We start from the raw sequence: 13338 nt of genomic DNA, 5'->3' as shown, positions 1-13338 counted from the left end.
ACTACTCTATCGGAGTTCTGTTCTGATTTTTCGGCAATAGTGTAAAATCGTATCGAGCAAAAACTGTCAATTTTATTTTAGCGTTCACATCAAGTCAGTCAATAGCCATTCATCGAGGATGAGTAGGTCGACTTTTGTATACTTTTTGAGGAGTCGTCGGTAGCTCCCGTCGGCTGCGAGCTTCGCCAGTGTCAGTTCGTCCAACAATTCAGGCAGACGGATGTATCTCACCTTGAACGATTGGCGGCAGGCCGAGACCCCGAAGGCGGTCGCGAGATAGGTCTTCCCGGACCCTGTCGGTCCCTTCAGAATCAAATTGTGGCCGTCCAAGATGTAAGTTCCGCTTGCCAACTTGAGGATCTGCTCTTTGTTCAATCGACGGTCGGCATGGTACTCGATGTCTTCGATGCAAGCATTCGAGTTGATGAACGAGGCAGCCTGGATCAGCCGGTGCAGCTTGCCGTTCTTTCGTCTGGAATGCTCAAAATCGACGAGTAGTGCCAGTCGTTCATCAAAGTCCATGCGTTGAAAATCGCGATTGGATGACTGTTCCTCATAGGCTTCTGCCATCCCGTTCATCTTCATCTCGATCAGTTTGGCAATCGTCTGTTCATTCATCTTTATCAGCTCCCCCATAGTATGCCGCACCACGCATGAAGCCATAGTGATTGTTGGCAGTTTCCGTCTTGCGTTTCAACTCCTGCTCGGCGTCGCTCTTCTTGTTGTTCGACAGGATGCTCTGGATGCCCTTGACCGTCGGTCTGTTGGTCATGGAGACGACCATCTTACAGGCGCGCTCGATCTCATACTTGGAATAACGTCGCTCCAGCTTCTTCAGCGTGAAGATGGATTGGAGTGCCAATCGCTCGGTCTGAGCAGTGCCAAGAAGGAAATCGATCACTTTCAAGGTGTTCGGACCGATCTCGTCTGCCCAGTCTTTTGCGTTCCCCGGGGTCTGGTCGATGTAGAGCTTATGGTTGTCGGGCATGTGATCGCGGTTGGTCGATAATTGTCCGAAGCGTCCAATCAGCCGTTTGTGGGAGGCGATCCGCATCTCGTTGAAATACACCTTGACCAATTGCTCAGTCAGTCGCACCGCGACCTGACAGTTGATATATTCATAGGGCACCGAATAAAACATGCTCTCGACGGATATGTGGTAGTCCGGGCGGACCTTCGCGTCCCGCCAACTCGATTGTTTGTACGAATGCTTCGGCAGTGGTGCTAACGCGAACTTTTCCTCTTCCTCGAATGCGGAGAGACGGCTACCGGGCTTCCGGGTGAACGGACGACGGTTGAACTCTTCCAGCTTTTCATGAACCTCACGGTTCAGCTCCTCTAGGCTGAAACAGTGGGAGTTCCTCAAGGCGGCGATGATCCAAGTGGAGATGACACCGACGGAACCCTCGACACTCGGTTTGTCCTTGGGTGCGCTCACACGCGCGGGCATGACGACCGTCCCATAATGTTCAGCCAACTCTCGGTATGTCGGGTTGAGGATGAGTTCACGTGACGTGTTTCTCGTGACACCGGTCTTCAGATTGTCAGGGATGAGAATCTGGGTACTCCCACCGAAATAGCTGTAGGCATGGTTATGGCACGTGATCCATGCCGACAAGTCCATCGAGAGGCTCGCCTCGGCATAAGACAATTGGCTACAGGGCAATGTCGCTACGAATATGTATACTTTTACTTTTTCTCCTGTGTCCCGGTCGATGATGAACGTGGTTGAACCGGCCCAGTCGACTTCCATCACCTCTCCTGGCTTTCGACGAATCCGGAGTGTGGCCTTGTGCTTATTCGCATAGGCGCTATAATGTCGCACGAAACTCCGATAGGAGTAAGGGATTCGTTTGTTCGTCCGGCACTCAAGCTCGTACTCATGATGTAGGAGAGACAAGGTGACGTTCGGCTTTGCCAATTCCCTGTGTACATAGTCAAAGTCGATCGGGTGTCTACCGGACGACTCAAGCGTTCTCTCAGGGAACAAGAACTCTTCAATCCACTTATCGGTCATGTCATCATCGAACGGCCCCATCAAGCCTTTTTCTGTCGCCCGGTCGATCACCTCCGTCACTTTTTGACGCGAGTTGCCGGTGCTAGCTGCGATGCTTCTCAGGCTGAGTCCTTGCTCTTTAAGTTTTAGGATGGCCGAATAGCGAAGCATAAAAAAACCTCCCATGTACCGATGTCACACCATTGGGTGTGCACCTTAATAATAGGGAGGCGATATGAAGGATGGTCGGGACTTTGGCATCACCCGGTAAATTGTTTGTCACTCTTTGGTAAATAAGATTGCAAGACTGGTACATTTCAATGGCCGTAATCATAGATTCTTTATTTTCAATTAATATTTCTTATGTTAAATCTGTCGGGTTAAAATTGGTTCGTCCCCGAAGTAATCAATTTATATCATTACTAGATTTTTAAGCAATATCTGATGATAGGGAAGCATTCCTTGAATGTGTATTCTTTTACTAATTAAATGAGGAAAAAAAGGCGAACAGTCTGACTTTTATCAGAATTTCGCCTTTCCGTAGAAATTGAAACAAATGTTATCTATGCTTACCTTTGTCCTTATTAGTCTCTCTATTTCTATTGTTCAGGACTTCAATCGTCTCTTGCTTTTGTTCTTTGGAAATATGAAGATATAACTCTGTCGTTTCAGTCGAAGCATGTCCAAGTAAGCGACTGATTTTGGTGATATTGACACAGGCATTATACAGCTCTGTCGCAAAGCTGTGCCGTAAGACGTGACTTGTGATGCCAAAGCCGAGCTGTTCGTTCGAGACTTTTTGCAGATACTCGTTCACGTAGTTCGCACGAACTTTCGTGCCGCGCGGCATGATGAACAAGTAGGTAGACTCCGTATCGGTCTTCGGCCGCTCCCATTGAATGTAACGCAGTAGTGCGTCACGTAGACGGTCACTCATCGGTACCTCGCGCATCTTATCGCCTTTGCCGTGTCGAATAACCAATTCATTCGTCTCGAACGCGACATCTTCAATCTTTAAATCTAATACCTCACTTATGCGAAGCCCGGCATCACACCCAATCATATAAATGTTATACAGGGTCGCGTTGTCGGCATGATACAAGATTTGATGCAGCTGTTCGCGGCTGAGGATAATCGATTGTCGTCTCGCCTCGGCGCCGGATACGTTGACGAGTGCGAACGGGTTCTTGGTGATCCAGCCTTTGTGAACCGAGTAGGCCATGAACGTCTTGAGCACACTTACATACTTCTTGATTGTGTTGAACGCTCGCTCACAGTCCACCAATTCATCTCGATACGCATAGGCGTGGGCGGTTTCGTCCACGTCTTTTAAGAAAGTCACGTTCGACTCGTCCATCATGTGCTCGAATCGGCGCAAGGTGTTCCGGTACGTTTTCACAGTGTCTTGTGATTTACGTTGTCTGAATTCCACGTCCTCTAAATAAATGGAGATGGCCTGTTTGATTGTTATGTGTTCCATGTTGTTCACTCCTTCGAATAGATGTCTTCTCTCAGTTCACGTTGAACGTCAGCCTTGTAAGCTCGCAATCGACTTGCGGAATAGGCCAGCGTCTGTTCGGTTCCATCAATCAGGTGACAGAGAAGTTCGAAGTGGCGGGGTGACAGTTTCAGTCGTTTTTCGTCGAGCCAGTCGAAGAGATGTCGCTCGGACGTCATGCATTGTTCGGGCAACTGTTCGGCCGCGATTTCATGTTTCAAGTGTCTGGCGTTCTTTTGCTGGTGATTCAAGATGGCCCCGCGGACTCGCTGGAAGCAGTATGTCTTTGATAACGTACAACCTCGATTCAACGCTTCCCACAAGGCGATACGTGCGATTTGGGCACAGTCTTCTTGCTCGTTCGGGTGGATGTTCAAGTGTCGGACGACGTAATGGATCATCGGCTCCCACTCATGGATTTGTTCGTCAATTGTTTTCATCGTCGATTCTCTTCCGAGCGCTCTGTGTAGTTCCTAGGTTAGACCGAGTATAAACGCTATTCCCCCCGTCTAACCATTGGCCTTATCACACATAAGCCCGTGGATATCTCCGATAACATAGGGCGTAAGGTGACAGAGGCGTGAGACAACGATGGAACAACGACTGAAAAGGGGGGAATAGCGTTTCCTTCCTTATGAGGGCAGGCATATAGCGTGATAGGGTCCGTGTAGTATTAACCGGAGAAGTTTGTGGAATGATCAGCCGGGCAAGGTTGATCATTCCATTCTTTTTGGACAACGCTAAAGGATTAATTAATCAGATTTTTTCAGCCAACCCATGACCGCTTTCCCCGACATGCTATACTAAGAAAAAAGCAAAGAAATGGGTGGAACAGTTATGGGGAAGACGACACCAAGGAACTCGAAATGGATGCGGACGTATAACCGCTCGCTCATCCTCCGGCTCATCCGGCTCCATCAGCCGGTGTCCCGGGTCGAGCTCGCCAAGGCGACGAGTTTGACGAAACCGACGATCTCGAACATCGTCAACGAACTGAAAGAAGAAGGGCTAATCAATGAGCGCGAGCTCGGCGTCTCGAGCGGGGGAAGACGACCGATCATGCTTGAACTCGCGGCGAGCGATCGTTTCGTCATCGGCATCGACGCGACGCAGCGCCGACTGCACGGCGTCGTCACGAACATCCATGGGGAGATGTTAGGCGAGGCGTGGCACGACGAGCGGTTCGATACGAACGAGGAGTTCATCGAGGCAATCGTGACGCTATACATAGAACTAGCTGGCAAGGCCGAAGGCGACGTCATCGGGCTCGGCGTGTCCGTTCACGGGATGGTCGAGGCAGGGAATGGGATCGTCCTGTTCGCGCCGCGGTTCCACTTACATGACATCCCGCTCAAGCAAGAACTCGAGCAACGTTTGAAACAGAACGTGTTCGTCGAGAACGACGTGCGGACGCTCGCTTTAGGCGAGCTCTATTTCGGCGAGGCGATCGGCATCGACGAGTTCTTCTACGTCTACGCCGGCTACGGCATCGGGGGCGCCTACGTCCACGGCGGCGAACTAATCGACGGGAAACACCATATCGCCGGTGAGATTGGGCATATGCGGATCATGCTCGACGGGCCGATTTGTTCGTGCGGCAACCGCGGCTGTTTAGAAGCCGTCGCTGGGGAACGGGCCATCTTGAACGAGGCCCGGCAGTTGAACCATGAGCTCAACTTAAATAACCTGCGTGACGCGGTCGGGACAAACGCCGACATCCAGCAGTTATATGAGCGGGCCGGGGAATATATCGGCATCGCGACGCTCAACATGATTCACTTGCTCAACCCGAACCGGATTCTGCTCGGGGGGCCGCTCTTCAACTACGCGCCGAACGTCGTCGCCAACATCCAAGAGCGGGTCGCCCAGACGGCGCTGACGATGGATGCCCGCCAGACCGACATCCGCGTGGTCCCGTGGAATGCGAACCACGGTGCGCTCGGTGCGGCCGCCTTGATTACGAACCAACTGTTCGGTGAAATCCAATGATTCAATCGCTCTCACCCCGAGGGCGATTTTTTTGTGTCGAAAAATTAATCACATGAAACCGTTTACAATTTTAAAACGGATATGCTATAGTCTGTTTGTAGTTAGAAAATAAATTTAATTTACTAAGTAAGGGGTGACACTCTCAAACGGGAAAGTGGAGGGGTAGACATGGACATAGAGACACCATTGCTGAAAGACAAGTTTCACGATATATTCGGTCGCTACGGGGCGACACGGCTGTTCACACGGGACGGTTCTTCCTTCAATGAATTGGAAGCGTTCTCAAAGACGGACGGTGTCGTCGTCACCCGCTCACGGCGGGACGGCATCTTCCGGCTCTACGACGAGGAGGCCCGCGACATCCGGCTGTTCCGCGTCTCGGACTTGAACGAGGCCCGCACGAACGACTTCGACGGACTGTTCGAGATGCTTCTATGGCGGTTGAAGCAACAGGACGCATTGCCGTTCGGGGCCGACCTTTACGTCGTGGGATCGTACATAGACGACCATTGGCAGTTTGATTTGGAACTGATCGCGTACACACTCACCCGGCTCGGGGATCAACCGATGCCAGACCACTTGATTCGGGAGCTTTGCCTCAAGCTGGTCGCATAACACTCAAAGGAGAATGAACATGAAGAAAACGACAATCGCACTCGCATCATCGGTACTCGTCTTGTCATCACTGCTCGCCGCTTGCGGCGGGAAGGAAGAGGCGGCCGCGACGACGGAAGACGGCAAGCCAGTCATCAACTGGTGGGGCTGGGCGCCACAACCAGAAGTCGGGGAAGCCATGGCCAAGGCGTTCAACGAGTCGCAAGACGACTACGTTGTCAAGTTCAAACGTCTCGAGGACTATGAACAGCAGCTCCAAGTCGCCATGCTCGGCGGCGACGGACCGGATGTCATCGGCCTCAAGGAACCGATGATCCCACAATACAAGGACCGCCTCGTCCCGGCAAAAGACTACATGGACAAAGCGGCCGGCGCAGGCTGGAAAGAGAAGTTGATCGAGCTCGGCGTCGAACAGACGACGGTCGATGGCGAACAGATGGCGGTACCGGTCGGATTCACAGGCCAGGCCTATCTCATGTACAACAAGACGATGCTCGACAAATACGGCGTGACGCCGCCGAAGACGTATGACGAGACGATCGCGGCGATTGACAAGATCAACGCCTCGGGCGACAAGGTCATCCCGATGCAGCTCGGCGCGAAAGACGCCTGGGTCGGCACGGACGTCTTCAACGTCTTGAGCCACCAAGTCGCACCAGGGTACATCCAAAAAGTACTTGAGGGTGAAGCGAAGTGGACGGACAAAGAGATGGTCGAGACGGCTGAACTTTGGCAACAACTGTTCGAAGACAAAGTGTTCCAAGAAGGCGCTTTAGGTCTTGCGACATACATGGACGGCATGAACAACTTCTTCGACAAGAAAGCGGCGATGTGGGTCATCGGCTCATGGGAAGCCCACTCGATGACGACGGTCGAGAAGCGTGACAAGTGGAACAACTTCGAAGACGAGATCGGTTTCGTCCCGCTCCCGAACCTCGCGGGCGGCACAGAACAACCGGTCATCGCCTCGATCGACATGGCGCTCGGCGTCAACAAAGAGTCGAAACAACAAGACGGCGCGGCCGCCTTCATCGCCTACATGACGCAAGGCGAAGGCCAAGCGCTCTACATGGAGAAGTTCGAGATGGCACCAGCCGTCAAGGACATCGAAGTGGCGTACGAGGACAAGTTCACGTCTGACGTGGAACGCGAGTCGTACAAGATCTTGAACGAGACGGTGAAGAACGCCGTCGCGGGCCGCGGCATCCGTGACCCGAAAGTATACGACACGCTCGGCAAAGAGCTTCAAAATATCGCCGGCGGTCAAGACGCGAAAGAAGCGCTCGCGCGCATTCAAGCGATCGCCGATCAAGGTAAATAATCGAACGAGCGCCAGTGGCCAGACTGACTGGCGCTCGATTTTTTGATAGGAAAGTGAGGGAACCTTATGCAACACGCAACCGAGTTACCGGAAGAACAGCCGAAGCTGTCGGCGGTCCCGCCGCAACGGCCGGATTCGATGAAAAAGAAAGCGCAGCTGAAAAAGAACTTGATCGGCTGGGCGTTCGTCGCCCCGACCGTCCTGTTCGTCATCGCCTTCATCTATTACGGCATCTTCTATAACGCCTATCACTCGCTGTTCTCGTGGGACGGCATCTCGTTCGAGAAGACGTACATCGGCCTCGAGAACTTCGGCCGCATGTTCAGCGACCCGGAATTTTATAACGCGCTCAAGAACACGGGCATCTTCACCGTCTTGACCGTGACGATTCAAGCCGGGCTCGGGCTCGTCTTGGCGTACCTGCTCCACACGAAAGGCGTCGGCCGCACGTTCTTCAAGTCGGTGTTCTTCTTCCCGGTCGTGTTGAGCCCGGTCGTATTGGGCGCCGCGTTCTCGCAAATCTTTGACTTCCAGTTCGGCTATATCAACGAATTCCTCCGCATGGTCGGTCTCGGTGCGTTCGAACAGAACTGGCTCGGCGACCAGGATGTCGCCTTGTACGCCATCATCTTGATCAACATCTTCCAATGGACGGGTTCGTCGATGATCATGTACTACATGGCGATGCTCGCCATCGAGCGTGAAGTGTTCGAAGCGGCAAATATCGACGGCGCCGGCTTCTGGCGCACGCTCTGGAGCGTCGTGTTCCCAAACTTGAAAGGGACGACGTTCACGCTGACGATCCTCGGGGTCATCGGCGGACTGAAGACGTTCGATATCGTCTGGATCTCGACGCAAGGCGGACCGGGTAACTCGACCGAGGTCATTTCGACGTACCTATTCCGCAAATCGATGTTGCACCAAGAGGTCGGTTACGCCAGTGCCGTCGCCATCATCTTGCTCATCATCGCGCTCAGCATCACGTACTTCCAGACACGCGTACAGAAGAAAATGGACTGAGGAGGGATACCCATGGAAATCCAAACGAAAAAAGGAAGATGGCTCACCAATCTCGGCTTGTCGCTCATGGCGGTCATTTGGTTGTTCCCGATCTTCGTCATGTTCAAAGAGAGTTTACGGGTCAACGGCTTCAGTAACTATATCGCGACGTTACAGAACCCGAACTTCCCTCAGTTTGTCTTCAACAGTTTCATCGTCGCGTTCTTTATGATCATCATCTCGATCTCGTTTCTCGCCTTCGCGGCGTTCGGCTTCTCGAAGCTCGAGTTCGCAGGGAAACGGTTGCTCTTCAACCTCGTCTTGGCCGGGCTCATGTTGCCCGTCGCGTCGCTCATCGTCCCGCTCTTCTTCACGCTGCGCAACCTTGACGGCTTGAACAGTTACTGGGGATTGATCGGTGCCGAGGTGGCGTTCTTCCTCCCGTTCGGGCTGATGCTCATCAAGAGCTAATTCGACGAGCTGCCGAACGAGCTGATGGAAGCGGCCCATATCGACGGGGCGACGACGTTCCAAATCTTCTATAAGATCATGATGCCGCTCGCCAAGCCGGCACTCGCCACGGCGACGATTTATGCGTTCCTCAACTCGTGGAACGAGTATTTGATGGTCCTCACGTTCATGACGGACCCGGCCTATCAGACGGTGACGATGGCCCCGACGTTCTTCACGGAAGCGCTCGGTGGTGATCCAGGTAAACTATACGCCTCGCTCGTGTTGATCAGCTTGCCGACGATGGTGTTCTATATCTTCTTCCAACGCTTCTTACAGAAAGGCATGACTTCGGGAGCGGTCAAATAATCGATTGAGGTGAATCAAATGTATGTAGGTGTAGATTATTACCCAGAACAGACGGACCGCGCCCTATGGGACGAGGACGTCCGCTTGATGAAAGAGCTTGGTGTCAACGTGATCCGCATGGCGGAGTTCGCGTGGACGATGATGGAGCCGGCCGACGGCGAGTTCGACTTCTCGTTTTGGGACGAGGTTGTCGACACGTTCGACAAGGACTTCGACGTCATCCTCGGCACGCCGACGGCGACGCCACCGGCCTGGTTGATCGAGAAGTATCCGGACATCTTGCCGGTGACGGCGGACGGGGTCCGCATCAGTTTCGGCGCCCGCCGCCACTACACGGTCAATAGCCCGGTATACCGTGAGTATTGCGAACGCATCACGCGCAAGATGGCGGAGCGCTACGGGAAACATCCGGCCGTCATCGGCTGGCAGACCGACAACGAGTACGGCCACGAGAAATCGGACCGCTCATACGGCGACGTCGACCAAGTCGCGTTCCAAGACTGGCTACAAGACCGCTATGAGACGCTCGACGCGTTGAACGCGGCCTGGGGGACCGTCTTCTGGAGCCATACATACTCGGCATGGAGTCAGATTCCGGTCCCTCGTACCGTGTTCCAAGAGCACAACCCGTCGCTCCTCGTCGACTTCGACCGCTTCTGCTCGGACGCGTACCGTTCGTTCAACAAGCTCCAAGTCGACACGCTCCGTCCGCTCATCCATGACGACGCATTCATCACACATAACCTCGTCTATAGCGACATGGCGATCAACCAGCAACAGATGGCCCAAGACCTCGATTACGTCTCGTTCGACAACTACCCGGTCTGGGGCGGGTTGCCGGAGCCGAACCGGTTCGAGAAGACGGCGCACGACCACGACCTATGCCGGTCGTCAAAACAAGGCAAAGGCTTCTGGGTGATGGAGCAGCTCAGTGGCGCGCAAGGCTGGAGCCGGATTGGCTACTTGCCGCGACCGGGCCACATCCGTCTGTGGACGCATCAAGCCGTCGCGCGCGGCGCCGAAGCCATCGTTTATTTCCGCTTCCGGGCCGCCCATTTCGGGACCGAGGAGTTCTGCCACGGCATCATCGATCACGACGGCAAGCCGAAACGAAAATTTGATGAAGTGCAAGGCGTCATGAAAGAACTGACGACGCACGGCGATCTAATCAACGCGGCCGAATATAAGGCCGATGTCGCCGTCTACTTCGACCAAGAGAACCTGTGGGCGTGGACGCACCAGCCGCACTCGGACGCGTTCAACTTCAAGCAAGAGTTCGTCCGCTTCTACGGGGCTACGGTGCGCCAAGGCGTCAACACGGACATCGTCTTCCCAGGCGACGCGCTCGACCGCTACAAACTCGTCGTCGTGCCGCTCTATTTCCTCGGAAATGACACGTTCGATGCGTCACTCATCGACTACATCGAGAACGGTGGCCACGTCATCTTCACATACCGGACGGGCGTCAAAGACCCAATCAACCGCTGTCATTTCGATACACTCCCGGGCAAGTTCGCCAAATATGCCGGCATCGAGATTGACGAGTACGAGAGCTTGCAGGCAGTGCAGTCGAACCAAGTTAAACTCGGTGACTATGTGTCCGAGGCGAACATCTGGTGCGATTTGATCACGCCGAAAGGAGCTGAGGTGCTCGCGACGTATGAGCAGGCGTTCTACAAAGGGACGGCCGCCGTCACACGCCACACGTATAAAGGTGACGTGACGTACATCGGCTCATCGGTCGACGATGCGATGCTCGATACGATTTACAACGAGGCGCTCACGCGCGCCGGCATCGATGCGAACCGTCTCCCGGACGATGTCGAGAAAGTCGACCGCCACGGTGACGGTTACGTCATTCGCTTCTACATGAACCATTCGACAGACGTGACGTCGACGGTCGACGTGTCAGGCGACTGGCAGACGCTCGACGGGGAAGCAGTATCAGGAAAGCTCGAGCTCAACCCGCTCGACGTCGTCATCTTGAAGCAGGAGGTGGGGGCATGATCTACCGCTTCGACAACCGTTTTGTGATTGAAGGGAAAAATCTCGCCTACGTGTTCGACGTTGATGCCCGCGGACGACTCGTCCATCAATATCTCGGGGGCCGGCTTCATGAAGCCGATTACGCCGAACTGCCGGACGCACGCATTTTGCATTCGTCATTCGAGACACCAGAAGGCGTCGCCGCGTACGAGTTCGCCTCGTTCGGTGACCTCGTCTATACGGAACCGACGTTAAAAAGCCATACGGCGAGTGAGCGGCTGCACGCCTTCACGTTCCATGATGCGCGCATCGATGGCGACACGCTCGAGATTGACTTGTTCGATTCGATTCAACAGTTGACCGTCACGCTCCACTTCACGGTATATGCGGCGTACGACATGATCGAACGCAAGATGACGCTCAAAGCTGGCGAGACGGTGACGCTCGAGAGCGCACAGTCGTTCAGCCTCGGCTTGACGGAACGTAAGCTTCGCCTCAGTCATTTCAGTGGGGCATGGACGAGTGAGTTCCAACTCCAGCAAGGCGACTTGCTACCAGGTAAGAAGACGATCGAGAGCCGCCGCGGCTTGACGAGCCACCAAAGCAATCCGTGGTTCGCGCTGGATCAGTCGGCGACGGAAACGAACGGCGAGGTCATTTACGGCTTCCTCGGTCACTCCGGCAACTGGGCGATCCACTTCGAACGCGACCAGTTCGGCTTCACACAAGTGACGGCCGGGCTCAACCCGTTCGACTTCGCGAAGATACTCGAAGCGGGCGAGTCGTTCACGACACCGACCGGCTATATCGGCTATACGCAACAGGGCTTCGGCGGCATGAGCCGGAACGCGCACGATTTTGAGCGCGATGTCATCATGCCGGAACGGACGCGCGAGACGCTCCGGCCTGTCTTGTATAACTCATGGGAGGCGACGTATTTCGACGTCAGCGAGGACGGGCAGAAACGGCTCGTCGATGAGGCGGCCAATATCGGCTGCGAACTGTTCGTCGTCGACGACGGCTGGTTCGGTGAACGGAATTCGGACGCGGCCGGTCTCGGTGACTGGCACGTCAACACGACGAAGTTCCCGAACGGGCTCGAGCCGCTCATCCGCTACGTCGAAGACAAAGGCCTCCAGTTCGGCCTCTGGGTCGAACCGGAGATGGTCAACCCGGATTCGGATTTGTACCGGGCGCATCCCGATTGGATTTACCAGACGGACGGACGCCCATCGACGACGTCGCGCAACCAGTTCGTGTTGAACTTGGCGCTCCCGGAAGTCGAGGCGCACGTGACCGGTCTATTGGACGAACTGCTGTCGAAGCATGCGATCCGCTATATCAAATGGGACATGAACCGGGCCTTCTCAGAGCCGGACAACCCGCAATTACGTGACGCGAAAGAGCTGTGGCTCCGCCACACGGAAGCCGTCTATCGCATTCTCGACACGCTCCGGGCGAAACACCCGGACGTGGCCTTCGAGTCATGTGCCGGCGGTGGGGGACGGATCGACCTCGGCGTGCTGACGCGTGTGGAACAAGTCTGGACGAGCGACAATACCGATGCGCTCGACCGGCTCGAAATTCAGGAAGGCTTCTCGTACGCCTATAACGCCAAGATGATGAGCTGCTGGGTGACGGACGCACCGAACTGGTTGAACGGCCGCTCGCTCCCGCTCAGCTATCGCTTCGTCAGCGCCATGCAAGGCACGCTCGGCATCGGCGGCAACCTGCTCGAATGGAGCAAAGACAATCTTGCTGAGTCAGCGCAATGGATTGAGAGATACAAGTCGATCCGCCCGCTCGTCCAGCACGGCACGAGCTATCGCCTCGCCTCGCTCAAGACGGACGGGGTACATGCGATGGGTTATACGAACGGGGAGGATTATGTCGTCCTCGTCAACGCCGACCGTCGTCATTACGGTAAGAACCGATTGCGCGTCAAACTCGCCGGGCTCGACCCGGAGCGCGTCTACGTCTATGACGACCGACGCGTGAGCGGACGCTATTTGATGGAACAAGGCCTCACACTCACACAACAACAGGACTATGACGCGTATTGCCTGGTCATCCGACCGGCATGAGCAAAGAAAGGGATAAAGTCGTATGCTTTCA

The 13338-nt window shown here is 54.6% G+C and carries 11 protein-coding genes and 1 pseudogene; 8 read left to right on the top strand and 4 right to left on the bottom strand.

The features are described 5' to 3' along the window. Positions 1–90: 90 nt before the first annotated feature. The 4 genes and pseudogenes from KNP68_RS14340 to KNP68_RS14325 form a co-directional block, all read right to left on the bottom strand. Positions 91–618 (bottom strand): annotated as a pseudogene (locus tag KNP68_RS14340) (ATP-binding protein); the annotation flags it as partial. Beyond that, positions 611–2167: an IS21 family transposase gene (istA, locus tag KNP68_RS14335; protein ID WP_214800007.1), complete on the bottom strand. Its 1557-nt coding sequence runs from the start codon at positions 2165–2167 to the stop codon at positions 611–613. The pseudogene KNP68_RS14340 and the gene istA, both read right to left, overlap by 8 nt. Positions 2168–2555: 388 nt before the next feature. Continuing rightward, positions 2556–3476, bottom strand: coding sequence for a tyrosine-type recombinase/integrase (locus KNP68_RS14330; RefSeq protein WP_214800005.1), 921 nt, complete (start codon positions 3474–3476; stop codon positions 2556–2558). Between the two features lie 5 nt (positions 3477–3481). Next, positions 3482–3934: a sigma factor gene (locus KNP68_RS14325; RefSeq protein WP_214800003.1), complete on the bottom strand. Its 453-nt coding sequence runs from the start codon at positions 3932–3934 to the stop codon at positions 3482–3484. A gap of 397 nt (positions 3935–4331) precedes the next feature. Here KNP68_RS14325 and KNP68_RS14320 point away from each other — a divergent pair, with 397 nt between their 5' ends. The 8 genes from KNP68_RS14320 to KNP68_RS14290 all read left to right on the top strand — a co-directional run bounded on the left by KNP68_RS14320 (position 4332) and on the right by KNP68_RS14290 (position 13307). After that, positions 4332–5483: an ROK family transcriptional regulator gene (locus tag KNP68_RS14320; RefSeq protein ID WP_214800001.1), complete on the top strand. Its 1152-nt coding sequence runs from the start codon at positions 4332–4334 to the stop codon at positions 5481–5483. A 168-nt stretch (positions 5484–5651) separates the two neighbouring features. Next, on the top strand, positions 5652–6098 hold the full coding sequence (locus tag KNP68_RS14315) for a hypothetical protein (protein WP_214799999.1): 447 nt from the start codon (positions 5652–5654) through the stop codon (positions 6096–6098). A gap of 19 nt (positions 6099–6117) precedes the next feature. Next, a complete protein-coding gene (locus tag KNP68_RS14310) occupies positions 6118–7419 on the top strand; it encodes an ABC transporter substrate-binding protein (protein WP_021066290.1) in 1302 nt (433 codons plus the stop codon). A 66-nt stretch (positions 7420–7485) separates the two neighbouring features. After that, a complete protein-coding gene (locus tag KNP68_RS14305; RefSeq protein ID WP_214799997.1) occupies positions 7486–8439 on the top strand; it encodes a carbohydrate ABC transporter permease in 954 nt (317 codons plus the stop codon). A 12-nt stretch (positions 8440–8451) separates the two neighbouring features. Beyond that, a complete protein-coding gene (locus tag KNP68_RS15235; protein ID WP_251131523.1) occupies positions 8452–8889 on the top strand; it encodes an ABC transporter permease family protein in 438 nt (145 codons plus the stop codon). A 9-nt stretch (positions 8890–8898) separates the two neighbouring features. Then, positions 8899–9237 carry a carbohydrate ABC transporter permease gene (locus tag KNP68_RS15230; RefSeq protein WP_256442373.1) on the top strand — a complete coding sequence of 113 codons (339 nt, stop codon included), beginning with the start codon at positions 8899–8901 and terminating at the stop codon, positions 9235–9237. A gap of 18 nt (positions 9238–9255) precedes the next feature. After that, positions 9256–11244 carry a beta-galactosidase gene (locus tag KNP68_RS14295; RefSeq protein ID WP_214799995.1) on the top strand — a complete coding sequence of 663 codons (1989 nt, stop codon included), beginning with the start codon at positions 9256–9258 and terminating at the stop codon, positions 11242–11244. Further along, positions 11241–13307: an alpha-galactosidase gene (locus KNP68_RS14290; protein ID WP_214799993.1), complete on the top strand. Its 2067-nt coding sequence runs from the start codon at positions 11241–11243 to the stop codon at positions 13305–13307. Before KNP68_RS14295 ends, KNP68_RS14290 begins: the two co-directional genes overlap by 4 nt. Positions 13308–13338 lie beyond the last annotated feature (31 nt).

The organism is Exiguobacterium sp. s50, assembly GCF_018618175.1.
GTDB lineage: Bacteria > Bacillota > Bacilli > Exiguobacteriales > Exiguobacteriaceae > Exiguobacterium > Exiguobacterium chiriqhucha.
The sequence above is the reverse complement of the archived record's forward strand: the minus strand, read 5'-3'. Positions and strand labels throughout refer to the sequence as shown.

Coding starts and splice junctions, on each gene's coding strand:
- istA (WP_214800007.1), bottom strand. CDS start 2,167: ATGCTTCGCTATTCGGCCATCCTAAAACTTAAAGAGCAAGGACTCAGC.
- KNP68_RS14305 (WP_214799997.1), top strand. CDS start 7,486: ATGCAACACGCAACCGAGTTACCGGAAGAACAGCCGAAGCTGTCGGCG.
- KNP68_RS14330 (WP_214800005.1), bottom strand. CDS start 3,476: ATGGAACACATAACAATCAAACAGGCCATCTCCATTTATTTAGAGGAC.
- KNP68_RS14320 (WP_214800001.1), top strand. CDS start 4,332: ATGGGGAAGACGACACCAAGGAACTCGAAATGGATGCGGACGTATAAC.
- KNP68_RS14295 (WP_214799995.1), top strand. CDS start 9,256: ATGTATGTAGGTGTAGATTATTACCCAGAACAGACGGACCGCGCCCTA.
- KNP68_RS14310 (WP_021066290.1), top strand. CDS start 6,118: ATGAAGAAAACGACAATCGCACTCGCATCATCGGTACTCGTCTTGTCA.
- KNP68_RS14290 (WP_214799993.1), top strand. CDS start 11,241: ATGATCTACCGCTTCGACAACCGTTTTGTGATTGAAGGGAAAAATCTC.
- KNP68_RS14315 (WP_214799999.1), top strand. CDS start 5,652: ATGGACATAGAGACACCATTGCTGAAAGACAAGTTTCACGATATATTC.
- KNP68_RS14325 (WP_214800003.1), bottom strand. CDS start 3,934: ATGAAAACAATTGACGAACAAATCCATGAGTGGGAGCCGATGATCCAT.
- KNP68_RS15235 (WP_251131523.1), top strand. CDS start 8,452: ATGGAAATCCAAACGAAAAAAGGAAGATGGCTCACCAATCTCGGCTTG.